Genomic DNA, 25,201 nt, shown 5'->3' with positions numbered 1-25,201 from the left:
GCAATGATGATCGCGATGGGGACCGAGCGCGCACAGATCCGCGAGGAGCTGTCCAGCGCCACCTTTGACCTGCTCGTGATCGGCGGCGGCATCCTGGGCACGTCGGTGACCTGGATGGCGGCGCAGGCCGGGCTGCGGGTGGCGATGGTGGACGCCGGCGACTTCGCCGGCGCCACCTCCAGCGCCTCGTCCAAGCTCGTCCACGGCGGCCTGCGTTACCTGCAGACCGGCAACGTCCGGCTGGTCGCCGAGAACCACCGCGAGCGGCGTGCCCTGGCCGCCGACATCGCGCCCCACCTGGTCAAGCCGCTCACGTTCCTGGTGCCGATCTACAAGGGCGGGCCGCACGGGGCGGCCAAGCTCGGCGCGGGGGTGTTCCTGTACTCGGCGCTGTCGGTGTTCGGCGACGGCATGGGCAAGGTGATCACACCGCAGCAGGCGGTTTCCAAGGTGCCCGCGCTCCGCACCGGGGGCCTGCGGGCCGCCGCCGTCTACGGCGACCACCAGATGAACGACAGCCGCGTCGCGGTCATGACCGTGCGTGCCGCGGTGGACGCCGGCGCGATCGTCCTCAACCACGCCGAGGTCGTCGACCTGCGCAAGACCGGAGGCACCGTGACCGGCGCCGAGCTGCGCGACCGGCTCGACGGAACCGAGTTCGGGGTCTCCGCCCGGCTGGTCCTCAACGCCACCGGGCCGTGGGTGGACCACCTGCGGCGGATGGAGGACCCGGACGCGGACCCGAGCATCCGGCTGTCCAAGGGCGCGCACCTGGTCCTGCGCCGCCACGAGCCGTGGAAGGCCGCGCTGACCACGCCGATCGACAAATACCGGGTGTCGTTCGCCATCCCGTGGGAGGACCACCTGCTGCTCGGCACGACCGACGAGGCGTACGAGGGCGACCCGGCCGAGGTGCGGCCCACCGAGGCCGACATTGCGCAGATCCTCGACGAGGCCGGGCACTCCGTACGCGAGGAGCAGCTCAGGCGTGAGGACATCACCTACGCCTTCGCCGGGCTGCGCGTGCTCCCCGGCGGCCCCGGCCAGGTGGCGGCGGCCAAGCGGGAGACCGTGGTGACCCGGGGCAAGGGCGGCATGTTGTCGGTCGCGGGCGGCAAGTGGACGACCTACCGGCACATCGGCAGGCACGTGCTCGACACGCTCGCCCACCTCCCGGGGCGGCCGCTGGGCGACGATCTGGCCGACATCCTGCCCGTCGTGCCACTGCCCGGGCTGGCCAGCCCGGACGCGGTCGCCATGCGGCTGTGGACGGACCGGGAGCGGGGCGCCCGCATGGATCCCCTGGTGGCCAGGCATCTGGCCACGCACTACGGGTCGATCGCGTTCGACCTGGCCAGGCTCATCCGGGAGGACCCGGCGCTGGGCGAGCGCATCCACCCGGACGGGCCGGACATCTGGGCGCAGGCGCTCTACGCTCGCGACCACGAGTGGGCGGCCACGGTGGACGACGTCGTACGCCGCCGCACGACGCTCACCGTACGCGGCCTCGACACGGCCGACGTACGCGCCAAGATCGCACAACTGCTGGGAGAGGCACTGAAGCCCTAGACCCGCACCTCCTGGCGGAGGAACGCGATGTAGGCCACGGCGAACACAACCGCGGCCAGCGCCACCAGCCCGGCCAGCTGGGGCCAGACCAGCAGGACGCTCTGCCCGAGGGGCAGCTGACCGGGCACCGCGCGGAAGGCCTGCTCCGGCAGGATCACGCCCAGCGTGCGCAGCTCGGGCGTGAGCAGCGCGGCGGTGACCTCCTCGTACACGATGGCGGGCGAGGCGCGGCCGAGCGCCTGCTGCAGCCCCGCGTGCTCCACGCTCCCCGGCTCGGCCAGCATGCCCGCCGCCATCTGCACGATCAGCGCCGCGAGCAGCGACAACACCAGCCACGTGCCGATGGCGGTCAGCGCCGCCGTGGCAGCACGCTGGAGCACGATCGACAACATGAGCGCGAAGGCGAGCCAGACGCCGATGTACACGATCGAGACCACGAGGTAGACCAGCAGGCGCCCGAGATCCTCGGGCCTCGGCACGATGCCCAGCCTGACCACCCCGACCGCGGCCACCAGCAGCATGAGCGCGGTGAGCAACATCCCGATGACGGCCAGCCCACCGGCGAACTTGCCGTTGACCACGTCGTCCCGGTGGATCGGCTGGGCCAGCAGGCGCGGCAGCGTGCGCTGCGACCTTTCGGAGCTCACGGCGTCGAAGCCGAAGGCGATGCCGAGCAGCGGGCCGATCAGGGCGACGAAGTTGACGAACGCGAACGGCGTGTTCTCGATCGCGACGGTGAACAGCTTGAGGAACAAGGAGGGGTCGTCGGCGGCCTGGGAGGCGACGTCCCTGATCCGGCCGCCGGCCGCGTACACCGCGGCGACCCCGGTGATCGTCAGCAGCGCGGCCACGACGAAGAACCGCGCCGAGTGCAGGTGGTCGGCGATCTCCTTGCGTGCCACCACCCGCCAACCCGTCCTGAGTGTGTCAGTTCTGCTCATGGAAGTACCGGTGGTAGATCTCGTCCAGGTGGCTGCTGCGCTGCCGCAGGTGCAGCAGCGTGTGGCCGGCGCCGGTGAGCGCGCCGGCGATGTGCCCGCGGGAATCGCCCTCGCACACGGCCAGCAGGAGGTCGCCCTCCCTGTCCACGTCCCGCACGCCGTCCAGCTCGGCCAGGCGGCGGGCCGCCGCGCCGGCGTCGCCCGCCACGCCGACCTCGAGCACCGTACGCCCACCCGCCAGGCGGGCGGCCAGCTCCTCGACCGAGCCGACCGCCACCAGGCGGCCCCGTACGAAGATCCCGACCCGGTCGCAGACCTCCTGCACCTGGTAGAGCAGGTGCGAGGAGAGCAGCACGGTCATCTGGTGCTGGTCGCGCAGCTCGCGGATCAGCGCCAGCACCTGCCGCACGCCGTCCGGGTCGATGGCGATCGTGGGCTCGTCGAGGATCATCACCGACGGGCTCTTGACCAGGGCGTCGGCGATGCCGAGGCGCTGGAGCATGCCCCGGGAGTAGGTGCCGGCGCGCCGGTCGGCGGCGTGGCCGAGCCCGACCTGCTCCAGCAGCCGGGCGATGCGGTCCTCGGCGTCGGCGATGCCGTTGAGCCTGGCGGTGTAGCGCAGGTTCTGCCGGGCGGTGAGGTTGGGGTAGAAGCCGACGGCGTCGGGGACGTAGCCGACCTGCCGCTTGACCTTGGCGGCCTCGCGGGCCGGGTCGAGGCCGAGCACGCGCACGGTGCCGGAGGTGGGCTCGGCCAGGCCGAGCAGGGTGAGTATCGTCGTGGTCTTGCCCGCGCCGTTGGGGCCGAGCAGGCCGAACACCTCGCCTCGCCGTACCTCCAGGTGGAGCTCGCGGACCGCCTCCACCTGGCCGTACCGCTTGGTCAGCCCTTCGATGGAGATGACGGCGGCGTCCATGTCAGCGCCTTCCGAAGGTGCGGAAGACCCACCACAGGCCGCCGGCGACGGCCATGATGACCAGCACGCCGGCCAGCCCCCACCAGCGGGAGGTCTCGACGGTGTAGCGGATGTCGGCCTCGGAGCGCTGGCCGTCCTTCTCCGCGGTGAGCGTGACCATGTAGTCCCCGGTGACGGCGTCGTCGGACGGCGCGATCACCGCGGTCACCCGGGCCTGCTGCTGCGGCGCGACGTCCACCGTCTTCGGCTCGAACGTCACCTCCCAGCCGCTCGGCGGTGACGCCGACAACGTCACGCCGGCCAGCGGGGTCGTGCCCTTGTTGGTGAGCACCAGCGGCACCCTGGTGCGCTGGCCGGTGGAGCCGGAGGCGTTGAGCCGGTCCTCCGGCGTGCTGAGCTCGAGCTCGACCGTGCCGGTGACCTCGGCGGTCAGCTCGGCGGCCGCCTGCCGCCCGCCGCCGGTCACGCCAAGACGGATGGGGTACGCGCCGGCGGCAACGTCGTCCGGCGGGTCGGCGCTGACGTTGATCGTCGCCGTGCTGCCGCCATCGACCTTCACCGTGGTGGCCCGCTGCTGGGAGCTGGGGTTGGCGGAGACGTTCCAGCCTGAGGGCCCCTGGACCGCCAGGGCGAACGTCGTGGTCTTGGGTGCGTCGTTGCGGAGCGTGACGGTGTAGCTGAAGGTGTCGCTCGCCTTGCCGGTCAGCTTGGCGAACTCCGCCTCCAGGCCGACGGCGGCCTGCGCGCCCGTGCCGCGCACGGTGAGGGTCAGCGGCAGCCTGGCACGCTCTCCCCCGGCTCGCTCCGCGGTCACCGTCACCTTGTGTGTGCCCTTGGCCTCGGCCGGCACGGCCACGTCCAGCGTGACCTCGGCCTTGCCCGCGTGCACGCTGGAGACGACGTATCCGCCGCCCCGCAAGGTGGTCTTCCAGCCTTTGGGTGCGTCGACGTCGAGCTCCACCTGGCCCGCGGGCGAGCCGCTGACGTCGAGATCGAGGGAGACGTTCTCGCCCGGCTCCACTTCGAGTGAGGGATAGGGCGTGGTCAGCGTGAGTGTCTGCGCGTACGCGGGGGACGCGTTGAGCGTGCCCAGAGCTAACAGGGCCACGAGGGCGTACGGCAGGAAGCGGAAGAGCGGCCTCATCACCAGTCGTCCGTTCGGGTCAGCTATCTCTCTGCCTGAATCGAGGAAACTTATAACTCTGTCTGCAGTTTTTCGCAAGACCCGAACTGAGCTTTTGCTCAAGTGAAGTTGCATGGCGTCGCATAGGTGGCTAACCTCCAACTTGGATTGCAGGTTTGACCCTCGAGAGCGAGCGAGCAAGGAGGTAACCGATGCTGTTGACGTCGATCGACCCGTTCGTCCAAGAGCTGGAGCGCCAGTTCAACCGTCTGACGCAGCAGGCCTTCGCCCCTGGCTCGGGCATGCCCATGGACGGGCTGCGCCGTGACGACGACGTCGTCCTGCGCTTCGACCTGCCGGGCATCGAGCCAGGCTCCATCGAGGTGACCGTGGACCGCGGCGTCCTCAGCGTCAGCGCCCGGCGCGAGGAGGAGATCGGCGAGGACGAGCGGGTGTTCGTCCGCGAGCGCCCCATGGGCGCCTTCACCAGGCGGGTCTACCTGTCCGAGCACCTCGACAGCGAGCGGATCGACGCCCACTACGACAACGGCGTGCTGACGCTGCGCATCCCGGTGCTCGAACGCGCGAGACCCCGCAAGGTCGAGATCCAGCACGGTGACGTCAAGGCCATCCACGCTTGACGTCGTGTCAGGGGACGGGCCGGACGCCCGTCCCCTACGTTGAAGAGCCATGATGTCCAAGCTCCCGTTCGACGACGAGCACGCCCCTCTCTACTCCATGAGCCAAGTGGCGAGCATGCTCAACGTGCAGCAGGCCTACCTGCGCCGGCTCGACCAGCACGACGTCGTCACCCCGAGCCGCTCCGAGGGAGGCCAGCGGCGCTACTCGCGCCGCGACATCATGACCGTCCAGCACGTCACGCGCATGGCGGACGAGGGCATGACGCTCATCGCGATCCGGCGCATCCTGGAGCTCGAACACGAAGTCGCCAGGCTGCGCGAGCAGCTGGCCGCCGCGTACGCCCGGCTTGAACAGCGAGAGCACGACTCCTGACCCATCCGCGGGGAAGGGGGTAGGCATGCGTACTCCCATGAACGAAGCCCTGATCCGCCACTTCCGCGATCTGCGTGACGGCAACCACGGCCGGGCCGTTTCGCGGGATGACAAGGAGAGAGTGTTCGTCACGGCGGTCGAGCTGCTCGACCCCGTGGCGAGGACGACGCTGGAGGAGCTCAACGCCGACCTGCTGCTCGGCACGGGCGAGGTGGTGGCCAGCGGGGTCACCAGGTCGAAGGAGGGCGGGCTCAACGCGATGTGGTCGCTGACGTGGCCGGAGCAACGCGCCTGCCACGCCCAGCCCATCGCGGTCGTCGCCCACTACGGCGCCGGATTCCACCACCCGCACCTACGGGGCAACACCGTCGGAGACTGGCCGATGAACATCTTCGACGCCGCGGACGCCCAGGCGCAGATCGACACGCTCCGCGTGATCGCCGCGGGCGACGCCCACAACCTGGTCTTCCAGGAGAGCTACCGCCTCATGCCCGCCATCACCCAGCGAGCCGACGCCGCCTCATAACACCACGCGTCAACCGGCCCCTCCCGAGCGCGCCCTCACGCCCCCAGCCCTCAACGCCCAAGCTCAGGCAACAGGCACCCCAGCCGCACCTTCTCCCGCAGCGACACGTCCGCGCACGCAAGCGCCCGCCCCACAGAGCCCCGCACCCCACAACGCCGCCCTGCCGACGTGACAGCCGGCACGGGGAGAGCCACCCGGCGGGCGGCACCCGCAAGTCCGGGTCCGGTGCGTGAGCACAGGCCGGATGCCGGGGCGGGCCTTCCGGCGGTGGGACAGTGTGCGGCGGCCAAGATGGGAACCACGGAACCCGGCCAAGGATGCGCCGTTACGGCGGGCCACCGGTGAAGGGCTCAGAGGGCGTCTCCCTGGAGGGCCATCAGCCGAAGTGCGGCGTCTGGCGCGCCGGTGGCCCCGCCGTAAAAGACAAAATGTCTTTATGCCTCAGTGAAGCCTCTCGCGCGCCCCCCGGCGGATTCGCGCACCGCCGCGGCCACCGCTCCCGCCACATCCGGGTGGAACACGCTCGGGACGATGTAGTTGGGCCCCAGTTCCTCCGGCGAGACGACCGCGGCCAGCGCGCCGGCCGCCGCCAGCAACATCTCCTGCGTCACCCCACCGGCCTGCGCGTCCAGCAGCCCCCGGAAGACGCCGGGGAAGGCCAGCACGTTGTTGATCTGGTTGGGGTAGTCGGACCGCCCGGTCGCCACCACGGCCGCGTGCTCGCGCGCGTCATCGGGCGACACCTCGGGCTCCGGGTTGGCCAGCGCGAACACCACCGCGTCCTTGGCCATCGTCGCGATGTCGTCCCCGGTCAGGATGCCCGGCGCGGACACCCCGACGAACACGTCGGCCCCCTTGATCGCCCCACGCAGGTCCCCGGCGTATCCCTCGGCATTCGTGTGCTCGGCGATCCAGCGCAGCGACTCGTCGAGGTCGTCACGCCCCTTGTGCACGGCGCCAAGATAGTCGCACACGATCACGTTGCGCGCCCCCGCCGCGAGCAGCAGCCGCAGCACGGCGTTCCCGGCCGCGCCCGCGCCCGCCATGGTGATCTTGACGTTCTCGATGCCCTTGTTCACGACCCGCAGCGCGTTGGTGAGCGCCGCCAGCACGCAGATCGCGGTCCCGTGCTGGTCGTCATGGAAGACGGGGATGTCGAGCAGCTCGCGCAGCCGCCGCTCCACCTCGAAGCAGCGCGGCGCGCCGATGTCCTCCAGGTTGATCCCGCCGAACCCCGGCGCGATCACCTGCACGGTACGGACGATCTCGTCCACGTCTTGCGTGTCCAGGCAGATCGGCCAGGCGTCGATGCCCGCGAAACGTTTGAACAGCGCCGCCTTGCCCTCCATGACCGGCAGCGCCGCCTCCGGGCCGATGTTGCCCAGCCCCAGCACGGCGGAGCCGTCCGTGACCACGGCAACGGTGTTGCGCTTGATGGTCAGGCGCCGCGCGTCCTCCTTGTTGCGCGCGATCGCCATCGACACACGCGCCACGCCCGGCGTGTAGGCCATCGACAGCTCGTCGCGGTTACGCAGCGGCACCTTCGACACCATCTCGATCTTGCCGCCGAGGTGCATGAGGAACGTGCGGTCGGACACCTTGTGGATGACGACGCCCTCGACGGCCTCGAGCTGGTCGACGATGGCCTGGGCGTGGTCGGTGTCCCGGGCGGCGCAGGTCACGTCGATGCGAAGCTTTTCGTGGCCGGCGTTGGTGACGTCGAGGGCGGTCACCACGCCTCCGGCGGTCTCTACAGCATGGGTGAGCTGGCTGACGGCCTTGCCGCCTGCGGGCACCTCGAGCCGCACGGTGATGGAGTAAGACACACTGGGGACGGTCGCCACGTCAATCGCTCCTTCGGGACTGACCAAGAAGTCCTCCCATGTTAGGGGGAGTCAGGTCAATCCAGTGCCTCGGCGGCGGTGACGATCAGGTCGACGCACGTCGAAACGGGAATCGTGGTGCTGTCCACGACCAGATGATATTGACACGCGTCCGACGGATCGGTGCGGTAGAAGGTGCGCCAGTAGGCCATCCGGGCCCGGTCGTTGTCCTCGATGATCCGGCGGGCTTCGCGCTCGCTGACCTCGCCCAGCGTGGCCGTCTGCCGGATCCGTCGTTTGACCGGGGCGTCGAGCCGGACGTGCAACGCGCCGGGGTGGTCGGCGAGGACCACGGCGCTTGCCCGGCCCAGAAAAACGCCGCCCTGAGTGCGGGCGGTCTCCCGCATGATGCGCTCGGTACGGCGCACGAACTCCTCGGGCGCGAGCGGCATCGCGCCGGGAACATACATGTCCACGCCGCCGAACGTGACCGTCGGCAACCGCATCGCCCCTGACAGGAGCCTGCCGAGGCCGTGCTCGGCACGGTCATCGTGGGCGAGCGCCTCCTCCAGCGTGCAGCCGAGCTCTTGGGCGACGGCGCTGGGAATGGCCCGGTCGACGAAGGGCACATCGAGCCGCTCGGCCACGGCCGGGCCGATCTGGCCCCCGGCCGTGCCGTATGTCGCCGATATGGTGACGACCCGCATATGCCCAGGTTAGAACAGGGCGCTCGCCAAAGCTCTACGTGCTTTCGCCAAAGATGGGTCTTCTGCGGGCAACGCGTCGAACAATCCGAGCAAATGACGCCTGGCCTTGTCGCGCTCGTCGCCCGAGGTGCGCTTGACCACGGCGATGACGCGGTTGAACGCCTCGTCCACCGAGCCCGACAACATCTCCAGGTCGGCGGCGAGCAGCTGCGCGTCCAGGTCGGCGGGGTCCTGCAGCCGCCGCTGGACGTCGGCGGGGTCGACGCCCTCCGTGCGCTTGATCAGACTGACGCCCGCCAGACCCATCTTGGCGTCCTCGTTGCCGGGAGAGCGGGCCAGCAGCCGCTCGTAGGCCTCAGCCGCAGCGTCCATGTTGCCGCTCTCGATCGCCTGCTCGGCGGCGGCCAGGTCGGGGTCGATGGGCGGGCCCGCAGGCGCCTCCTCCTCGCCGGCCGCAGGCGGCCGGGCGTCGGGATTGGCCTGGTAGAACTGCTCGACCGCGCTCATCAGCTCGTCGAGCCAGCGGCGCACCTCCTGCTCCGGCAGCACCTGCTGGAAGCCGGTGACGGCCTGCCCCTGGAAGATGGCCAGCACGGTCGGGACGGCCTGCACGCGCAGCGCCTGGGCGATCTGCGGGCTGGCGTCGACGTTGACCTTGGCCAGCACGACCCGGCCGCCGAGGTCGCCGACGACCTTCTCCAGCACCGGGCTCAGCTGGGCGCTGCCCGGCGCCCTGGGAGACCAGAGGTCGAGCACGACCGGCAGTCTCATCGACCGGTCGATGACGTCGGTCGTGAACGTCTCCTCGGTCACGTCGACGATCGAGGCCGCCGCGCCCGTCTGGGGACCTGCTGCCTCCCGCCGGGCCTGCGCCTCCAGTGCCTGCTTGCGCGCGCCCAGATCTATCGCTCCGTAGAGCGACCCGGGCCTAGAGAAGTCCGCCATGCTCTTCATCTTGCCGCATCGGCGGGACCGCGAAGTCACCCGCCGCGATCCTGAGCGTACGCAGCAGCTCGAACATCTGGTGGAGTTCGTCCTCGGCGTACATGGGGAGACCGAATTCCGCGGCCATCAGATCCCGCGTGGCACGCCGCACGACATCTTTGCCCGCGGCGGTGATCTCGGCCAGCACGCCACGTCCGTCGCGCGGATTGGGAAGGCGGCAGACGAATCCGGATTTCTCCAGCCTGTCCACCGTGTTGGTGACGCTGGTGGGATGGACCATGAGCCGTTCGCCGATTTTCGACAGCGGGAGCGCCCCTGTCTTGCTGAACGTCAGCAGGACCAGCGCCTCATATCGGGCGAAAGTCAGGTCATAGGGCTTCAGGAGCGAGTCAAGCTGCGACAGCAGGATCTGATGCGCTCTCATGATCGAGGTCACGGCGGCCATGGCGGATGAGGGCCCGAAGTGCGCGCGCCAGCTCTCCGCGGCGCGGTCGATCGGGTCGAACGGCAGGTTGAGCGGCTTCGGCTGGGACACAGCGCTACGGTAGCGCGCCTGTCGTCCCGATTCGTTCCGACTACCTGGAGCGACAGGCGTACTTGCTTGACCAAGAATCCGGACGTCAACCATCACGCTCAGTTATGGTTCTCGTACGGATGGTGACGCGGAAGCCAAGTCCATTCAGCCTGTGGGGACCGGCTGGACTGATCGTTTTCCGTCTTGCCGAGGGGCACGGGGGTGCTTGATGAAGTGCAACAACGGGATCAAGGGTGCGTGAGCACGCGGGCGTTTCACGAGAGGAGCTGAAGCAGAGCGCGGCAGTCACGGTTGCCGTGCTGCTGGCTGTCGGCCTGGTCGCGGCGTGGAACGTCCTCATCCCAGGCGTGGACGCGTGGGAGAACATCGTGGCCGCGGTCATCGGCTCGCTCCGGTTGACCGGGCCTGTGGCCGCGGCCTTCGCCGCGTGGGTGGCGTTGCGCAAGCGCAGGGCGTTGCGCGGCCGCTCGCTCACGACGTGGCGGGCGCTCAAGGCGCCGCTGGCTATCGTGCTGGTGGTGCTGGGGTCGTTCGGGGCGACGGTGCTGGTGCTGGCGATCAAGACGGTGCTCACCGACCAGGCGGGCCGGCTGAGCCTGTCGGGGCTCGGCATGGGCATGGCGGGGCTGGCGTTGTACTCGGTGATCGGGTGGGTGGCCGGCTGGGTGCTGCCCAGGACGTTCACACCGCCGCTGGCCGGGCTGGCCTGTTACGGGGCGTTCTCGTGGCTGGCCGACGACCGGGGCTGGGCCGACAAGCTGGCGCCCGGCACCGGCGAGCCGTACGACTTGTTCCAGGGATTGAGCGGGGCGCCCTTCTTCGACCAGACGATCTGGCTGCTGGGCATCACGGCGGCGCTGCTGCTCGGCTGGGCGGCGCTGGTGACCAGGCAGGCGATGGTGTTGGCGTGCGCGCTCCTGGCGGTGCTGGCCGCAGGGATGGGCGTGTCGCGGGTGCTGACCCAGGCCAAGCCGGCCGCCGCCGAGGACATCGCGTACAGCTGCCAGGAGTGGCCGATTACGGTGTGTGTCCATCCTGGGATGCGGGCGGGGCTGACCGAGCTCGGGGCCGCGTTCACGCAGATCGCCTCGCGGCTGGCCGGGACGCCGGCGGCGTTCACGCGGGTGGAGCAGCGGCCGCTGGACGACGAGCTGAAGCCGTCCACCGGGCTGGCGCCGATCCACGTGCCCGATCTTTCCGCGGGGTTCGCCGAGGAGGCGGCGTACGAGTACATCGACTCGCTGGCCGCCAAATGCCCGGGCACGGTGGCGGACGGCTACCGGGAGATCGTGATGGCCTGGCTGCGCGGGGAGCCGCTGCCTGGAGGGCCGCTGCCGGAGCACCAGTACGCGGCGTCGTGGTTCTCGTGGCTGAGCGAGCACCAGCGGCGGGAGTGGTTGCGCATGTTCTACAGCGACTTCCAGAACTGCGGGCTGTCGAGCACGCATTTCGGCGGCGGACCGGGGCGGCCCGCGCTGGCCTCGCCGCCGGTGCGGCCGGCACCGGAGTCCACGCAGGTTTATCCGGTGTATCCGGACCCCAGTGGGACGCCGGCGACGAGCACGGTGCCGAGCACGCTGGGCCCGGGCGCCGCGATGGGGTGGACGCCACCGCAGGGCGCCACGCAGTGGGCGCCACCGCACACCTCCGTGCAGTGGCCGCCCGGGCATGCGTCCGCGGACGGCGGGGTTGCGGCAGCGCCCGGGCAGGCCGCCACGTCCGGCGGCGCGGCGCGAGGGTCCGCGGCGGCCGGCGGCACGCCCGTCGCGGCAGGCTGGGCGACACCGGGCGCGCCGACCGCCGGATGGGCGTCGAGCACGTCGCAGGGCGGCGTGGGGCACGGCGGACAGGGCGGCATGGCGCACGGCGGTCAGGGCAGCGGGCCGCAGGCCGGGCAGGCCGGCGGGCCGCACGCCGGACAAGGCGGCGGGGGCGACAGGCACGGCGGCGAGCCGCGGGGCGACCAGGGTGACGGGCAGGGCAGCGGGTCACGCGCTGGAGATGGCGGCGGGAACGACGACCACGGCGGCGGGCCTGATGGTGGCCGGGCACCCAGCGGGCAGGGCGGCGGGTCGATCGTCGGTCAGGGCAGCGGATCACGCGGCACGCAAGGCGGCACCCAGGGCGGCGGGACCACCGTGGGCCAGGGCGGCGGGTCACGCGGCGTGCAGGGCGACGGGCCTCAGGGCCGGGCCGAGCGCGTGGTGCCGGTTCACGGGTGGCAGGTGGGCGGCGCACTGGGCGGCTGGTCGCGTACGACGTCAGAGGCCGGGTGGGCGCCCGGCGTGTCCGGGTCCGGGTGGGCACCGGCGGTCGTGACGGAATCGGAGATGTCACCAAACGGCTGGCACTGATGATCGACCAGCGGGTAGGCATGCGAGCATGACGACTTCCCGTACGACGTCGCCCGAGGTGATTCCCGGGCGGCGCCGCAGGTGGCGATATGTGGCGGGTTTCCTGGTCCTTGCGGTCCTCCTCGTGGTGGCCGGCCGTCTGGCCTGGACCTGGCTCAACCCGATGGGCGAGCAGACCATCGACCGCAGCCAGCCGGTGCTACTGCAGTCGATCAAGGACCTGAGCCGGTTCGAGGCCGCGACCGGAAACTTCCAGGTCGTCGTGGACCTGGAGAAGGACGCGAACTTCCTGCCCGACGCGATCAAGGGCACCAGGACGTTGTTCGTCGGCTCGGGCGGCGTGGACGCCTACGTGGACTTCTCGGCCATGGCGACGAACGCGGTGACCGTCTCCGAGGACCGCACCGAGGCGACCGTACGGCTCCCGCGGGCCCAGCTGGAGAAGCCCAACCTGGACAACAGCCGCTCGTACGTGTTCGCGCAGCAGCGGGGCCTGTTCGACCGCGTCCAGGACTTCCTGTCGGGCTCCCCCGGCGACCAGCGCGAGCTCTACCTGCTCGCCGAGAAGAAGATCAGAGAGGCCGCGGTGGCGAGTGACCTGCGCGCCAGGGCCGACACCAACACCAAGGCAATGCTCTCGGGCATGCTCAAGTCGCTCGGTTTCACGAAGGTCACGGTCAAGTTCACCGACGAGCCCTAGGCAGCTCTCACGGCCGCCTTAGGCCCTTGTGCACGCGTCTAAGTACCTCCCTAGCTGCCCTTACGCCCGGAGATAAGGCATACGCCCGATGTGCCGGAGGGGGCCTTAGGAGGAGTCTTAAGAGTGCAGACAAAAGGCACCACGTAGAGCACAGGAGCACTCGGATGAACGCCGAACTCGAATACTCGATCATGCAGCATCGCGCTTCCGAACTGCGCCGGACGGCCGCCGAGCACCGGCGCGTCCGCGAGGCCGTGAAGAGCGTGCGAGCCGAGCGCCGCCACCGCTCGGTCTTCGCCAAGTTCCTCGCTTCATGACCGCCCACAAGCAGCCCGGCCGCAACCTCCCTCGCGGCCGGGCTGAACAACCCCCGTAAGGGGGCGCTCGACGGCGTCGAGCACGCGTTACGGAGCCCCGGTCCATTCCTGGTTGGACCGGGGCATCGCGCTGTCCGGGCTACGTCACCACGCGCCCGCCGGCGCCGACCCGGGGGATCGCCTTCATGACTTCTCCTGCTGGGGGTACTGGAACACGTCGTCGATCGGGACGCCGAACACCCGCGCGATCTGGAACGCCATCTCCAAGGAGGGCGAGTAACGGCCCTGTTCGATGGCGATGATGGTCTGCCTGGTCACGCCGACGCGGTCGGCCAGCTCCGCCTGAGTCATCTCGCCGTGCGCGAACCGCAGGGCCCGGATCGAGTTCGTGACCTTCGTGGACTTCACCATGACGGCAGCCCTCGGCGGTAGGCGATGATCTTGAGTGTCGAGCCGAGGACGGCCGAGAGGACGAACGCCAGGTAGAGCGTGTTGGCGATCCAGAAGTGGTCCCACTCGAGCATCGCCATGATCATCGCGGCGATCGCCCCGGCGACGAGGAACGACTGGCCGGTGTACTCGCCGTAGCGGTGGATCTCGCGGTCGCGCTGGTCCTTCTTACCGATGTCGGCGGGCGAGGCCATGCTGACCGCGATGAACAACACGATCGAGGCCAGGCACGCCCCGCCGATGCTCCACAGCAGGGGCGCCACGTACGGCACCTCAGTGAGGGGGATGGTGCCCGCCCTGCCGAGGACGACCGCGAGGTATGCCCCGTAAGCGCAGACCGAGACCACCACCATGATCCACGCGCGTTTCTCTTCGGATGCCATGTCCCGAATGTAAAGCAGCGCGGACATCGTGTCTATAATCTTTTACATCACCGAGGTCGCGCCACACCAGCGCGACCCCGAACGGGCCGGAAGGCTAAGACTTGGGGACGGCGATGAGAAGGGCGTCGCCCTGGCCGCCGCCGCCGCACAGACCCGCCGCGCCCAGGCCGCCGCCCCTGCGCTTCAGCTCGTACGCCAGCGTCAGCACGATCCTCGCGCCCGACGCGCCGATCGGGTGACCCAGGGCTATGCCGCCGCCGTTGACGTTGATCTTGTCCAACGGCACGCCCAGCTCCTTGGCCGACTGCAGGACCACGCTCGCGAACGCCTCGTTGATCTCGACCAGGTCCAGGTCGTCGGCCGTCACGCCCTGCTTGGCCATGGCCTGCTTGATGGCGTTCGCCGGCTGGGACTGGAGTGAGGCGTCCGGTCCCGCCACGTTGCCGTGCCTGCCGATCTCCGCCAGCCACTCGAGGCCGAGCTCCTCCGCCTTCGACTTGGACATGACGACCACCGCGCAGGCGCCGTCGGAGATCTGGGAGGCCGAGCCCGCCGTGATCGTGCCGTCGGCGGCGAAGGCCGGGCGGAGCTTGGCCAGCGTCTCCACCGTCGTGTCCCCGCGGACGCCCTCGTCCTCCTTGACGACCACGGGCTCCCCGCGCCGCTGCGGGATCTCCACCGGGACGATCTCGTCGTCGAAGAGGCCGTTCTTGATCGCGGCGGCGGCGAGCTGATGGGAGCGCGCCGACAGGGCGTCCTGCTCCTCGCGGCCGATGCCGAGCCTGGCGTTGTAACGCTCGGTCGACTCGCCCATCGCGCACTGGTCGAACGCGCAGAACAGGCCGTCGTGGGCCATCGAGTCGATCACGTCGGAACCGCCGTACTTGACGCCCTTGCGCAGCCCCGGCAGCAGGTGAGGGGCGTTGGTCATGGACTCCATGCCACCGGCCACCACGATGTCGAACTCGCCCGCCCGGATGAGCTGGTCGGCCAGGGCGATCGCGTCCAGCCCCGACAGGCAGACCTTGTTGATCGTGATCGACGGCACGGTCATCGGGATGCCCGCTTTGACGGCGGCCTGGCGCGAGGGGATCTGGCCGGCGCCGGCCTGGAGGACCTGGCCCATGATGACGTACTCGACGGCCTCCGGCGCCACTGCCGCCCGCTCCAGAGCGGCCTTGATGGCGATGCCGCCCAGCTCGACGGCCGACTGGCCGGACAGGGCGCCGAGGAGCTTCCCGATAGGGGTGCGAGCTCCGGCCACGATGACGGAACGGGACATGACAACGGCCTCCAGTGCTCGCGCGTCGGCTTCTTTGACACGATACCCATGAGTAGGACGGCGACGGCTATGGAGGTGGACCACACATGTTCATGCGGATCGACCACATCGGGATCGCGTGCCGCGACCTGGAGGAGAAGATCGCGTTCTTCTCCGAGACATTCGAACTGACCGTCGTGGCCAGGGAGGTGAACGAGGAGCAGGGGGTGAAGGAGGCCATGCTGCACATCGCCGACGGCGAAGGCGGGGGCTCCTACATTCAGCTCCTGGAGCCCCTCTCCGAAGACTCGCCTGTAGGGAAATTCCTCGCCAAGCGGGGCGAGGGAGTCCATCATGTTGCTTTCGGTGTACGTGACGTCACGGAAACCATGGGTAAGATCCACGAGAAGGGTGTGAGGCTGCTGGACGAGCGTCCCAGGCACGGCTCGATGGGCTCGCAGATCGCCTTCCTGCATCCCAAGGATGTGGGGGGCATGCTGACGGAGTTGGTCCAGGCGGCCAAGCCCCATTAATCGCAGAAAAACGTTCATATGTAACTAGTCACGCAGAAAGTTGGACGGGGCTTCGCAGGCAGCACCAGCGGAGTACGCTTGACCTTCCACCGGACATGGAGCCTGCCGCGAGGCACAGGTTCCTTGGATCGGATGCCCCGAACCCCCCGTCCGGCCCGTGTAGCCGTCTCGACAACCCAGGATCGAGCCTCCATGCAGTCCGACATCGACGCCCAGCTCAACAACTTCTTCGAAGACGCCCCAGCACGCGAATTCGACGTGGTCCTTCGTGGTTACGACCGGCATCAGGTCCACGATCATCTCAAGACACTCGACCACGAGCTGCGCCAGGCCCGCGAGCAACTCGCCAGCCTGCAGCGCGATCTGTCCGACTCCCAGCGTCAGCTTCAGGAGCAGGAGCGTCCCACCTACTCCGGTCTCGGCGCCCGCATCGAGCAGCTGCTCAGGCTGGCCGAGGAACAGGCCACGGAGCTGGTGCAGGCCGCCAGGTCCGAGGCCAACGAGATCAAGGCCGCCGCCAAGGTGGAGGCGGCCGACCTGCGTGCCGCCGCCGAGGCCGAGGTCGCCGAGAAGCGCGCCCAGGCCACGCGCGAGACCGACGAGATGCGCACCGCCGCCGAGCGGGAGGCCGAGGAGATCCGCTCGACCGCCCGCCGTGAGGCCGACGAGCTGACCAACACCACCGAGCGCGAGGCCGCCAAGCTTCGGGCCACGGCCGACCACGAGGTGGCGGAGAAGCGGGCCGACGCCGAGCGGGAGATCGCCAAGCTCCGCACGACCACCGAGCGCGAGGTCGCCCAGCTGCGGGCCTCCACCAAGCGCGAGCGCGACGAGGTCCTCACCACCGCCAAGCGGCAGGCCGACGAGATGCGCGCGCAGGCTCAGCGGGTGCTGGAGGAGTCGGAGGCCAAGCGGGCGCAGGACGAGGCGGAGTTCGAGATCCAGCTCGCCGCCCGCCGCGAGGAGGCCGAGCGCCAGGAGGCAGAGCGCCACGCCACCGCCCAGGCGCACACGCAGAAGCTGGTCGCCGAGGCCGAGCAGCGTGCCGCCACGGCCGAGTCGCGGGCCACGAAGGCGACCCAGCAGGCCGAGCAGACCCGCCGCGAGGCCGACCTGCACGCCAAGCAGCTGGTCGCCAACGCCCGCAAGAACGCCGAGACCATAGTGGCCGAGGCCAAGTCGAGCGCCGAGACCATCGTCACCGAGGCGAAGACCGAGGCCGACCGCACCCGTACGGCGATGCAGCGCCAGGTCGACGAGCTCACCCGCCAGCGCGACAGCATCACCAGCCACCTGGCGCAGCTGCGCCAGCTGCTCGGTGGGGCGGCCCTGCCGGGCATGGAGCCGGAGCCCGCGGTCGCCGCGGCACCGCCCAAGCCCGCGATCGCCGCGCCCGCTTCCGCTCCCGTGGTCGAGGCCCCGGCCCCCGCTCCGGCGCCGGCACCGGCACCGGCTCCGGCTCCCAAGGCCGAGGCCAAGTCCGAGGACGACGCGGAGTGGTGGCAGGAGTAGACATCCACTTCACGGGGGCTGAATGACGGCTGGGAAAGAGCCTGGCGATCCCATGGGTCGCTAGGCTCTCTCTTTGTCGCCGCTTGTCCTTGTTGCCGGTTCCGTACCCGTATCTCTGGGGGTTTCGTTGTCCACAGAAGCCGAGCCCGCGGTCACCGAGAAGGAAGCACGCGAGGACGAAGAGGCTCCCCAGGCGGAGAACGCCCCTCAGGAGACCACGGAGAGCCAGGAGGGCCCCGGCGGGCAACCGTACGGGATCCCCGGCAAGCCCCTGGCACGCGGCCCGTTCCTGTTCGGGCTGGTCGGCGGGCTCGGAGTCCTGACGGCGATCGCGATCGGGCAGATGGTCGTCAACTCGCTGAGCACGATCATCCTCGTCGTGGTGGCGATGTTCCTGGCCGTCGGCCTCAACCCGGCCGTCGAGGCGTTGCAGCGCAAGGGCGTGGCCAGGCGGGGCGCGATCTCGATCGTGTTCGCCGGCGTCATCGTGGCGTTCGCGCTGTTCGGGCTGGCGGTGGTGCCGCCGGTGAGCAAGGAGCTGACGGAATTCGTCGCGGCGGTGCCCGGATACCTCAACGAGTTGCAGAACCATCCGACGCTGCGGCAGCTCGACGCCGAGTACAAGATCATCCCGCAGATCACGACGTTCGTGACCGGCACGCTGGGGCCGTCACTGGCCAGCGGCATCATGGGCGCGGGGCTCGTGGTCCTGGACAGCGTGTTCACCACCGTGACGCTGCTGGTCCTCATGCTCTACTTCCTCGGCTCGTTGCACACGATCAAGGACTACCTGCTCAAGCTCGTGCCGGCCTCGCGCCGGACCCGTACCGGCGCGATCAGCGAGCAGATCCTCACCGGGATCGGCGGCTACGTCGCGGGCAACGTGCTGATCTCGATCATCGCGGGCGTGCTGACGTGGATCTTCCTGTCCATCGCCGACGTCAGGTACGCGCTCGCGCTCGCCCTGGTCGTCGCGCTGACGGACCTGATCCCGCTGGTGGGAGCGACGATCGGCGCGGTGCTCGTGACCGGCGTGGCGTTCCTGCAGTCGGTGCCCGCCGGCCTCGCGTGCGCGATCTTCTTCGTCGTCTACCAGCAGGTCGAGAACTACCTCATCTACCCGAGGGTGATGAAGCGCTCGGTGGACGTGACGCCGGCCGTGACCGTGATCGCCGCGTTGTTCGGCGGCGCGTTGCTGGGCATCGTGGGTGCGCTGCTGGCCATCCCGGTGGCCGCGGCGATCGCGCTGATCATCCGCGAGGTCGTCATCCCACGTCAGTCGCAGGCCTGATCCCGTGCCCGCCGCTCGTCAGCCGCGGGCCTGACGATCACTGCCGTACGCCGCCCAGCTCCGTCCTGAGGAACTCGGCCACCGCCGCGTTGAACGCCTCCGGCTGCTCCACCGCGCTCAGATGACCGGCCTTCGGGATGACCTCCAGCCGGCTGCCTGGCACGGCCTGCGCCATCGCCTCGGCGTCGGCGAGCGGGGACAGTTGGTCCTCCTCGCCCACGAGGATCAGCAGTGGCACCTTGAGCGCGCCGAGCGTGTCGAACGAGTCGGGCCGTGCGGCCATGGCCCGCTGCGCCCAGGCGACGGCGCCCGGCGGCGCGGACTGCACCAGCCCTTTGACGCGCCCGAACACCATGGCGCGCCGCTCCTTGGTCGTGGGCCCGATGAGCGTCGGCAGCACATCGCTGACCAGCACGTCGCTCCCGTCGGACAACACGGCCTGCGCGATGCGCTCCCTGTTCTCCCTCGCCGGAGCCGGGTCTGGACCGGCCTTGGTGTCGGCCAGGATGGCGCCGAGCAACCGGTCGGGGTGCCGCCGGCAGAACGCCATGGTCACGTAGCCGCCCATGGACAGCCCGCCGACCACCGCCCTGTCGATGCCCTCCTCGTCCAGCAGCCTGACGACGTCGTCGGCCATGAGGTCGAGCGACGGATCGTCCTCGCCCAGCCGCGAACCGCCGAAACCGCGCAGGTCAGGGGTGATGACCCGGCAGACCTTGGCCAGCCCTTCCCGCTGGGCCAGCCACATGGCCGACGACAGGGGGAACGCGTGAAGCAGCACAACCGGGAGCCCGGTCCCGGCCGATCTCGTGTAGAGCTGCACGGATCACACGGTAGCCGGGTTCGCGGCCGCGAGCACTCCTTGTCCTAGGCCGATATATCCCATATCGCCGACCGCTTCCCCACGCACCAGGACCCCGGCGTGCAGAACCGAGCACCCCAAGGCCGCCCGGGGCCAGCCCCGCCTGGCACGCAGTCGGCGTTCCCGACGCGGGAACACATGCACAGGGCCGCCTGCGCCGAAGGCCGGGGCCCCGGGCACGGGAGGTGTCAGGTGCGGGGCGGTCAGATGGCGGTGGCGCCGCCGTCGACGAACAGGACCTGGCCCGTCATGTACGCCGACGCCGCGCTGGCCAGGAAGACCGCCGGCTGGGCCATCTCCTCCACGCTCCCCCAGCGCCGCATGGGCACGGAGCCGACCGTGGCCGCGCCGGCCGCCTCGTCCTCCCACAGGTTGCGGTTGAGCTCCGTGGCCGTCCAGCCGGGGCACAGGGCGTTCACCCGTACGCCGGCCAGCGCCCACTCCACGGCGAGCGTCTTGGTGAGCGCCACCAGCCCCGCCTTGGCGGCGGCGTACGGGGCGAGGAAGGGCGCGCCGAGCGCGGCCACAGACGCCACGTTGATGACCGACGCCCCACCCCGCTCCAGCAGGTGGGGAGCGGCCGCGTGGCTGACGACCATGGCGGTGTCGAGGTTGAGCCGCATGAGCTTGTCCCAGCCGGACAACCGCAGGTCCTTGAACTCCACCATGAAGTTGGACCCGCCGGCGTTGTTGACCAGGATGTCGAGGTGGCCAAGCCCGTCGACGGCCGCCGCCACGGCCCCGGCCGCGGCGTCGCGGTCGGTGAGGTCGGCGGGGATGACGACGGCTCGCCTGCCCAGCGCCTCGATCTCCTTGCCGACCTCGGCGAGGCTCTCGGCGGACCGGGACACCAGCGCCACGTCGGCGCCCGCCTCGGCGTAAGCGAGTGCGATGGCCCGCCCGATCCCCTTCGACGCCCCGGTGACAAGGGCCTGCTTCCCACTCAGATCGAACGCGCCCACGCCGCCGCCTCCTCAGTAGCCTCACCAGAACCGAACAATATTCTAACCTGGCTTTGGCCCGAACAGGGGCCGCGAGCGAGGCCCGATTTTGGGCCCGAACAGGGGCCACGAGCGAGAAGGTCGGGTTCGTCGGTTGGCTGCGGTCGGTTCCAGCGGGATTCGGGCAGCTCCAACTCCCTCGGCAGGTCCATCGAACCTCTCCCAGTGGAGGTGCTGGCCGGGAATTACTGGGCTGCTAGTTGGGCGATCTGCTCGGGGCTCAGCACGCCGTCGTACGTGCGGACGTCGTCGACGGCTCCCGGCCAGTAGCCGGTGAGGACACCCGCGGACTTGGTGCGGCCCAGGTGCAGGGGGCCGATGGCACTCCATTTGCTGACATGGCTGGTGACGGTGGTGGTGGACAGGCGGCCGTTGACGTAGATGCGGAGCTGGCCGGCGAGCGGGTCGTACACGCCGGCCACGTGGGTCCACTCCAGCGGGTTGGGGACCGCGTCCGAGCGGGTCCGCACCAGTGCCGCCGTGTCGGTGTCGTCGGCCGCCATCCCGAACGCCCACCGCCCCGCGGCCTTGTCGTAGCCGAGCTGGAACCCGGCCGCCCGCGTGCCGGTCTGCGCGGCCGCGGCGGCGTCACCGGACGGCAGGTAGTCGAGCTGGGTCCACAGGGCGACGGTGAACCCGGTCCCGGTGGACACGGCGGGCTTGGCCGCCTCGGCGGCGCCGTTGACGCCGTCGAGCGCGAGCGCGCCGTCCAGCCAGCCGGCCGTCCACGAGGCGCCGCCCACCAGCGCGGCAGGCGTGGCCCGGCCCGAGGAGTCGGCGGCGGAGTAGCCGGACTCCTCGTCCAGCTTCCAGTGGCCGACCAGGGTGGCGGCGCTGTTGACCAGGTCGGCGACCTCGTCGGCGAACATGGCCCGGCCGTAGACGCGCACGTCGTCGACGTCGCCCGGCCAGAACTCGGCCGCGGCTCCGTTGACCTTGCCGCGGCCGATCGTCAGTGGGCCGGTGGCGTTCCAGGGCTGGGTGAAGGCCACCGTGGACTCCAGGTGGCCGTTGACGTACAGCGAGATCTGGCCGGCGGCCGCGTCGTGGACGCCGGTCAGGTGGGTCCACTCGTTCAGCCGTGGCGCGGCGGCCGACAGGGCGCGCGCGGTCGTGGCGCCGTCCGCGTCGGCGGTGGTGCGGGTCAGGGCCCAGCGGTCGTCGGGCTTGGAGTACTGCAGCGCGAACGCCCCCGTTCTGGCGCCCTCCTGGGTGACGAGGGTGGCCGTGCCGGTGGTGGCGGTCAGGCGGGCCCAGGCGGTGACGGTGAAGTTGCGGGCGGTGTCGGCGACGGGGCCGGAGGTCTGGGCGTAGGCGTTGGCCAGTTGGAGTCCCGCACCGGTCTTGCCGGTCGTCCACGTCGCGCCGTACAGCGTGGCGGGGTGGGTGTTCGCGGCGTCGCCGGCCACTGGGCCCCCACCCTCGTCCAGGGCCCAGTGGCCGCTCGGCGCCTTGCCTGCGTTGACGTTGAACACGTACGTGCGGATCGGGCCGAGCTGGCCCGCCCGGTCCTTGCTGCGTACCGACAGGACGTTGGGGCCGTCGTGGCGCGGCGTGAGCTGGATCGTGGCCGTGCCGTCCGGCCCGGGTGCGACCTGCGTGCCGGGCGTGGCGTCGAGCCCGTAGACGTAGGCGGCCACGTCGGTGACGCCGTTGGGGGCGAAGGTGAACGCGCCCGCCAGGCCCACGCCGTCGTTCCAGGTGTTCTCCGCGTATTGCGGCGAGGTGACCTGCGGCTCCTTGCCGGGCGCGGTGGCGTCCACGGTCGCCTCGCACCACGGGCTCCACGCGCTGCTGGCTCTGCCGTCCTGGGCGCGCACGCGCCAGCGGATCAGCGCGCCGTCGGCGTACGCACCCGCCGGAACGGCCGCGGAGAACGCGGTGCCGCTCGACCCCAGGGCGGTGACGTGCTCGCCCAGCTTCACCCCGGCCGCCGACCACCACTCGAAGTGGCCCTTGACCGAGTTGTCGGCGTCCTTCAGCCTGGCCCACAACTTCGGCGTGGTGCTGCTGATGACCGGCCGGGTGTCGCCCGAGCCGCACGCGCCGCCCGGATCGGACCACGCGTCGGCGGCGACCGGGGCGGCGGGAATCGAGTTGTACTCGATGACGAGGCTCGGGTTGTTCCTGAACTTCTTCCACGCGTAGACGTCGGTCTCGCTGGTGGCCCGCAGACCGACGGTGATGTTGGGCCACTTGTTGGCGGCGGCGTTGACGACCTGCGGGGTCACGTCGAACTCGACGCCGCCGGGCAGGCAGGAGGAGCCCCAGCCCTTGGCCACGTTGACCGTGGACAGCAGGGTGACCCACTTCGGCTGGTTGTTCCAGGTGGTGCTCTTGCTGATCGTGTTGGTGGCCCACGCCTCGACCTTGCGGGCGCTGCAGGAGTACGACCACGTCTCGTACGTGCGCAGCGTCCCCTTGATGATCTGCTTGCCGTGGATGGTCGAGCCGGTGTTCATCTGGAAGAACGAGCGGTTCGTCTGCGACTCGACGTGGCCCACCCTGGCGACGTCGCTGGAGTTGAGGTAGTTGGAGTTGGGCCAGTTGCTCCAGACCGCCGTCCAGGCGCCACGGGCGGCCGAGAAGTACGGGTCCAGATAGACGGGGAACTTCGTCTTCGGGTCCGCCAGCATCGTGCGATCCGGCTTGAGCCTCAGCTTCCCGCCCTTGAGTTCCACGCCCATCGCGGCCTCACGCGCCTCCGGGGAGCGACCTTCCTTGAGCGCCTGCGGGCTGGTGATGCCCTCCGAGTCCCACATCTTGGGGGTGGGCGCGACGAAGATCGTGCCGCCCCTCGCGTCCACGGCCTCGAGGTTGCCTGCCTTGTCCGCCTTCAGCGACAGGCCGGCGGAGGAGAGCGGGAACGTCAGCTCGGTCACGTTCGCCGCGGCGGCCCGCGACTTGACCACCAGGACGTGGGAGAAGCCGTCCACGTCCGCGGTGACCTGGAGGTCCACGCCCGGCATCACCTCGGGGTAGGTGGCGGTGTCACCGTTGAGCGCCGGCTCGGGCAGCGTGCCCGGCCAACCCAGCTCCAGGACTTTGGCGCCGCGCGACAGGCGGGCCAGCCGGGCGTCGCCGCCGCCGGAGAACGTCAGCCCGACCGCCGCGGCGACCGGCTCGACCGCACCGTCCGGGCGACGGCGGAGCGTGGTGTCGACGGGGACCCAGCGGCCGTCCTTGCGCACGCGTACCGGCCGGACGTGTAGTTCCAGGGTGGAAGTGCCGTCGGGCTTGACGAAGACCTGGCGGGTCTCGTTCGTCAGCGCCGCCACCTCGACGGGCCGGTTGTCCCGCCGGGCCAGGGCCAGCGCGTCCTGCTCGGGAGAGAGCGCCTTTCCCGTCGAGGCCGCCCTTTCCGTCGAGGCAGCCTCTTCCGTCGAGGCAGCCTCTTCCGTCGAGGCAGCATTTTCGGTCGAGGCCGCCGTCGTCGGCAGTGGCGTGTCCGCGACGGCGACCGGGGACAAGGGGATCATCACGATCGGGAACGCCAACGCCGCCGCACCCAGTACACGCACAACCCGCATCTGTCCTCGCCCATGGTGAGCTGGGGTTACGCGCGGGACGGCGGACCGCCCGGCGTCTCCACGATCTTCGGTTGACGATCGGATTCTCACCCTGGCCCTGGCACGGGTCCAGAGTTCTGCTCATTCTGCTCAAAGAATCCTTCAGCGCCGCGATTCACGCGGAAATATCCGTCATACCTCCGTCGGGAGCGGCCACGCCTCCGGATTGACGCGCTTGACGATCTCGTTCAGCGCGATGCGCACGTACGGCTCCCCCACCCACAGGTGCTTGGCCCCGTCCACCCCGACGACCTCGGCCTGCGGCACCCGCGCGAACCGCCTGCGGGCCTCCTCCGGCCGCAGGTAGTCGTCGAACTCCGGCACCAGCGCCGTCAGTGGCCGCCCGAACCGCGCCCACGCGTCCAGATCGTCGTCGGTGGCCCTGTGCAGCGGCGGCGAGAGCAGGATCGCGCCCTCGACCAGCGGGTCGTGGGCCCACTTGAGCGTCAGCTCGGTCCCGAACGACCAGCCGACCACCCAGACGTGCGGCAGATCGTGGTATTCGGCGTACTCCAGGGCCGCGGAGACGTCGAACCGCTCCCCCTGGCCCCCGTCGAACGTGCCCTCCGACGTGCCGCGCTCCGACGACGTGCCCCGCGTGTTGAAGCGCAACACCGCCAGGTCGGCGAGCGCCGGCAGGCGGTTGGCGGCCTTCTTGAAGACGTGGCTGTCCATGAAGCCGCCGTGGGTGGGCAGCGGGTGCAGGGTCACCAGCGTCGCCACGGGCGGCCGATCCTGCGGCAGTGCCAGCTCGCCGACCAGGGTCAGGCCGTCACCTGTGTGCAACTCGATCGGCTCGCGCCGGGCCGGCAGCACGGTCGACGCGCGAATTTCCACCTCGTGGGGGTCCTTTCAATGCTCATGAAAAA

At 70.3% G+C, this 25,201-nt stretch carries 24 protein-coding genes; 10 read left to right on the top strand and 14 right to left on the bottom strand.

The window, feature by feature from the left end:
- Positions 1–3 precede the first annotated feature (3 nt).
- Positions 4–1,569 carry a glycerol-3-phosphate dehydrogenase/oxidase gene (locus tag EDD27_RS53185; protein WP_127940264.1) on the top strand — a complete coding sequence of 522 codons (1,566 nt, stop codon included), beginning with the start codon at positions 4–6 and terminating at the stop codon, positions 1,567–1,569.
- Here the strand turns inward: EDD27_RS53185 and EDD27_RS53180 are convergent.
- Genes EDD27_RS53180 through EDD27_RS53170 form a run of 3 tightly spaced genes read right to left on the bottom strand, consistent with a single transcriptional unit; the run spans position 1,566 to position 4,570 of the window.
- Entirely contained in the window at positions 1,566–2,510 is a 945-nt protein-coding gene (locus EDD27_RS53180; RefSeq protein WP_127940263.1) for an ABC transporter permease, read from the bottom strand. The genes EDD27_RS53185 and EDD27_RS53180 overlap by 4 nt on opposite strands.
- The gene (locus EDD27_RS53175; protein WP_127940262.1) at positions 2,497–3,426 is read right to left on the bottom strand and encodes an ABC transporter ATP-binding protein; all 930 of its coding nucleotides are present in this window, start codon (positions 3,424–3,426) and stop codon (positions 2,497–2,499) included. The genes EDD27_RS53180 and EDD27_RS53175 overlap by 14 nt, the downstream gene beginning before the upstream one ends.
- 1 nt (position 3,427) lies before the next feature.
- On the bottom strand, positions 3,428–4,570 hold the full coding sequence (locus tag EDD27_RS53170; protein ID WP_241564951.1) for a COG1470 family protein: 1,143 nt from the start codon (positions 4,568–4,570) through the stop codon (positions 3,428–3,430).
- A 191-nt stretch (positions 4,571–4,761) separates the two neighbouring features.
- On the opposite strand from EDD27_RS53170, the gene EDD27_RS53165 reads away from it, so the two are divergent.
- The 3 genes from EDD27_RS53165 to EDD27_RS53155 are packed head-to-tail and all read left to right on the top strand — an operon-like array spanning position 4,762 to position 6,089.
- Positions 4,762–5,190: an Hsp20/alpha crystallin family protein gene (locus EDD27_RS53165; RefSeq protein WP_127940260.1), complete on the top strand. Its 429-nt coding sequence runs from the start codon at positions 4,762–4,764 to the stop codon at positions 5,188–5,190.
- A gap of 49 nt (positions 5,191–5,239) precedes the next feature.
- Positions 5,240–5,563 carry a MerR family transcriptional regulator gene (locus tag EDD27_RS53160; RefSeq protein WP_127940259.1) on the top strand — a complete coding sequence of 108 codons (324 nt, stop codon included), beginning with the start codon at positions 5,240–5,242 and terminating at the stop codon, positions 5,561–5,563.
- 25 nt (positions 5,564–5,588) lie between these two features.
- A complete protein-coding gene (locus EDD27_RS53155; protein WP_241564748.1) occupies positions 5,589–6,089 on the top strand; it encodes a hypothetical protein in 501 nt (166 codons plus the stop codon).
- 434 nt (positions 6,090–6,523) lie between these two features.
- Here the strand turns inward: EDD27_RS53155 and EDD27_RS53150 are convergent, their stop codons facing one another.
- From EDD27_RS53150 to EDD27_RS53135, 4 genes are read right to left on the bottom strand one after another with little or no spacing between them, the layout of a single operon-like run.
- Positions 6,524–7,933: an NAD-dependent malic enzyme gene (locus EDD27_RS53150; RefSeq protein ID WP_127940258.1), complete on the bottom strand. Its 1,410-nt coding sequence runs from the start codon at positions 7,931–7,933 to the stop codon at positions 6,524–6,526.
- A 56-nt stretch (positions 7,934–7,989) separates the two neighbouring features.
- Entirely contained in the window at positions 7,990–8,619 is a 630-nt protein-coding gene (locus EDD27_RS53145) for a cytidylate kinase-like family protein (RefSeq protein WP_127940257.1), read from the bottom strand.
- A gap of 9 nt (positions 8,620–8,628) precedes the next feature.
- Positions 8,629–9,564, bottom strand: coding sequence for a tetratricopeptide repeat protein (locus EDD27_RS53140; protein ID WP_127940256.1), 936 nt, complete (start codon positions 9,562–9,564; stop codon positions 8,629–8,631).
- Complete coding sequence (locus EDD27_RS53135) at positions 9,548–10,099, bottom strand: MarR family winged helix-turn-helix transcriptional regulator (protein WP_241564747.1); 552 nt, start codon at positions 10,097–10,099, stop codon at positions 9,548–9,550. Before EDD27_RS53135 ends, EDD27_RS53140 begins: the two co-directional genes overlap by 17 nt.
- A 233-nt stretch (positions 10,100–10,332) precedes the next feature.
- On the opposite strand from EDD27_RS53135, the gene EDD27_RS53130 reads away from it, so the two are divergent.
- From EDD27_RS53130 to EDD27_RS55180, 3 genes are all read left to right on the top strand, one after another.
- Positions 10,333–12,453 carry a hypothetical protein gene (locus EDD27_RS53130; RefSeq protein WP_127940255.1) on the top strand — a complete coding sequence of 707 codons (2,121 nt, stop codon included), beginning with the start codon at positions 10,333–10,335 and terminating at the stop codon, positions 12,451–12,453.
- Positions 12,454–12,481: 28 nt separating this feature from the next.
- Positions 12,482–13,153: a DUF4230 domain-containing protein gene (locus tag EDD27_RS53125; protein WP_127940254.1), complete on the top strand. Its 672-nt coding sequence runs from the start codon at positions 12,482–12,484 to the stop codon at positions 13,151–13,153.
- 164 nt (positions 13,154–13,317) lie between these two features.
- A complete protein-coding gene (locus tag EDD27_RS55180; protein WP_164904167.1) occupies positions 13,318–13,470 on the top strand; it encodes a hypothetical protein in 153 nt (50 codons plus the stop codon).
- Positions 13,471–13,653: 183 nt separating this feature from the next.
- On the opposite strand, the gene EDD27_RS53120 is transcribed toward EDD27_RS55180, so the two are convergent.
- The 3 genes from EDD27_RS53120 to EDD27_RS53110 form a co-directional block, all read right to left on the bottom strand.
- Positions 13,654–13,881 carry a helix-turn-helix transcriptional regulator gene (locus tag EDD27_RS53120; RefSeq protein WP_127940253.1) on the bottom strand — a complete coding sequence of 76 codons (228 nt, stop codon included), beginning with the start codon at positions 13,879–13,881 and terminating at the stop codon, positions 13,654–13,656.
- Positions 13,875–14,303 carry a hypothetical protein gene (locus tag EDD27_RS53115; RefSeq protein ID WP_127940252.1) on the bottom strand — a complete coding sequence of 143 codons (429 nt, stop codon included), beginning with the start codon at positions 14,301–14,303 and terminating at the stop codon, positions 13,875–13,877. Before EDD27_RS53115 ends, EDD27_RS53120 begins: the two co-directional genes overlap by 7 nt.
- A gap of 94 nt (positions 14,304–14,397) precedes the next feature.
- Entirely contained in the window at positions 14,398–15,585 is a 1,188-nt protein-coding gene (locus EDD27_RS53110; RefSeq protein ID WP_127940251.1) for an acetyl-CoA C-acetyltransferase, read from the bottom strand.
- 86 nt (positions 15,586–15,671) lie between these two features.
- On the opposite strand from EDD27_RS53110, the gene mce reads away from it, so the two are divergent.
- From mce to EDD27_RS53095, 3 genes are all read left to right on the top strand, one after another.
- The gene (mce, locus tag EDD27_RS53105; protein ID WP_127940250.1) at positions 15,672–16,097 is read left to right on the top strand and encodes a methylmalonyl-CoA epimerase; all 426 of its coding nucleotides are present in this window, start codon (positions 15,672–15,674) and stop codon (positions 16,095–16,097) included.
- Between the two features lie 192 nt (positions 16,098–16,289).
- Positions 16,290–17,609: a DivIVA domain-containing protein gene (locus tag EDD27_RS53100; RefSeq protein ID WP_127940249.1), complete on the top strand. Its 1,320-nt coding sequence runs from the start codon at positions 16,290–16,292 to the stop codon at positions 17,607–17,609.
- 127 nt (positions 17,610–17,736) lie between these two features.
- Positions 17,737–18,900 carry an AI-2E family transporter gene (locus EDD27_RS53095; RefSeq protein WP_127940248.1) on the top strand — a complete coding sequence of 388 codons (1,164 nt, stop codon included), beginning with the start codon at positions 17,737–17,739 and terminating at the stop codon, positions 18,898–18,900.
- 37 nt (positions 18,901–18,937) lie between these two features.
- Here EDD27_RS53095 and EDD27_RS53090 read toward each other — a convergent pair whose 3' ends face one another.
- The 4 genes from EDD27_RS53090 to EDD27_RS53075 form a co-directional block, all read right to left on the bottom strand.
- Entirely contained in the window at positions 18,938–19,723 is a 786-nt protein-coding gene (locus tag EDD27_RS53090; RefSeq protein WP_127940247.1) for an alpha/beta fold hydrolase, read from the bottom strand.
- A gap of 242 nt (positions 19,724–19,965) precedes the next feature.
- Positions 19,966–20,724: an SDR family NAD(P)-dependent oxidoreductase gene (locus EDD27_RS53085; RefSeq protein WP_127940246.1), complete on the bottom strand. Its 759-nt coding sequence runs from the start codon at positions 20,722–20,724 to the stop codon at positions 19,966–19,968.
- Positions 20,725–20,948: 224 nt separating this feature from the next.
- On the bottom strand, positions 20,949–24,293 hold the full coding sequence (locus EDD27_RS53080; protein WP_241564746.1) for a LamG-like jellyroll fold domain-containing protein: 3,345 nt from the start codon (positions 24,291–24,293) through the stop codon (positions 20,949–20,951).
- Between the two features lie 171 nt (positions 24,294–24,464).
- On the bottom strand, positions 24,465–25,169 hold the full coding sequence (locus EDD27_RS53075) for an alpha/beta hydrolase (RefSeq protein ID WP_127940245.1): 705 nt from the start codon (positions 25,167–25,169) through the stop codon (positions 24,465–24,467).
- Positions 25,170–25,201: the final 32 nt, after the last annotated feature.

The sequence above is a fragment of the Nonomuraea polychroma genome, from assembly GCF_004011505.1.
GTDB lineage: Bacteria > Actinomycetota > Actinomycetes > Streptosporangiales > Streptosporangiaceae > Nonomuraea > Nonomuraea polychroma.
The sequence above is the reverse complement of the archived record's forward strand: the minus strand, read 5'-3'. Positions and strand labels throughout refer to the sequence as shown.

Bases quoted from the DNA above. Each gene is read 5' to 3' on its own strand.
- EDD27_RS53170 (WP_241564951.1), bottom strand. From the start codon at position 4,570: ATGAGGCCGCTCTTCCGCTTCCTGCCGTACGCCCTCGTGGCCCTGTTA.
- EDD27_RS53145 (WP_127940257.1), bottom strand. From the start codon at position 8,619: ATGCGGGTCGTCACCATATCGGCGACATACGGCACGGCCGGGGGCCAG.
- mce (WP_127940250.1), top strand. From the start codon at position 15,672: ATGTTCATGCGGATCGACCACATCGGGATCGCGTGCCGCGACCTGGAG.
- EDD27_RS53160 (WP_127940259.1), top strand. From the start codon at position 5,240: ATGATGTCCAAGCTCCCGTTCGACGACGAGCACGCCCCTCTCTACTCC.
- EDD27_RS53110 (WP_127940251.1), bottom strand. From the start codon at position 15,585: ATGTCCCGTTCCGTCATCGTGGCCGGAGCTCGCACCCCTATCGGGAAG.
- EDD27_RS53165 (WP_127940260.1), top strand. From the start codon at position 4,762: ATGCTGTTGACGTCGATCGACCCGTTCGTCCAAGAGCTGGAGCGCCAG.
- EDD27_RS53175 (WP_127940262.1), bottom strand. From the start codon at position 3,426: ATGGACGCCGCCGTCATCTCCATCGAAGGGCTGACCAAGCGGTACGGC.
- EDD27_RS53120 (WP_127940253.1), bottom strand. From the start codon at position 13,881: ATGGTGAAGTCCACGAAGGTCACGAACTCGATCCGGGCCCTGCGGTTC.
- EDD27_RS53125 (WP_127940254.1), top strand. From the start codon at position 12,482: ATGACGACTTCCCGTACGACGTCGCCCGAGGTGATTCCCGGGCGGCGC.
- EDD27_RS53185 (WP_127940264.1), top strand. From the start codon at position 4: ATGATGATCGCGATGGGGACCGAGCGCGCACAGATCCGCGAGGAGCTG.
- EDD27_RS53115 (WP_127940252.1), bottom strand. From the start codon at position 14,303: ATGGCATCCGAAGAGAAACGCGCGTGGATCATGGTGGTGGTCTCGGTC.
- EDD27_RS53180 (WP_127940263.1), bottom strand. From the start codon at position 2,510: ATGAGCAGAACTGACACACTCAGGACGGGTTGGCGGGTGGTGGCACGC.
- EDD27_RS53155 (WP_241564748.1), top strand. From the start codon at position 5,589: ATGCGTACTCCCATGAACGAAGCCCTGATCCGCCACTTCCGCGATCTG.
- EDD27_RS53100 (WP_127940249.1), top strand. From the start codon at position 16,290: ATGCAGTCCGACATCGACGCCCAGCTCAACAACTTCTTCGAAGACGCC.
- EDD27_RS55180 (WP_164904167.1), top strand. From the start codon at position 13,318: ATGAACGCCGAACTCGAATACTCGATCATGCAGCATCGCGCTTCCGAA.
- EDD27_RS53080 (WP_241564746.1), bottom strand. From the start codon at position 24,293: ATGCGGGTTGTGCGTGTACTGGGTGCGGCGGCGTTGGCGTTCCCGATC.
- EDD27_RS53140 (WP_127940256.1), bottom strand. From the start codon at position 9,564: ATGGCGGACTTCTCTAGGCCCGGGTCGCTCTACGGAGCGATAGATCTG.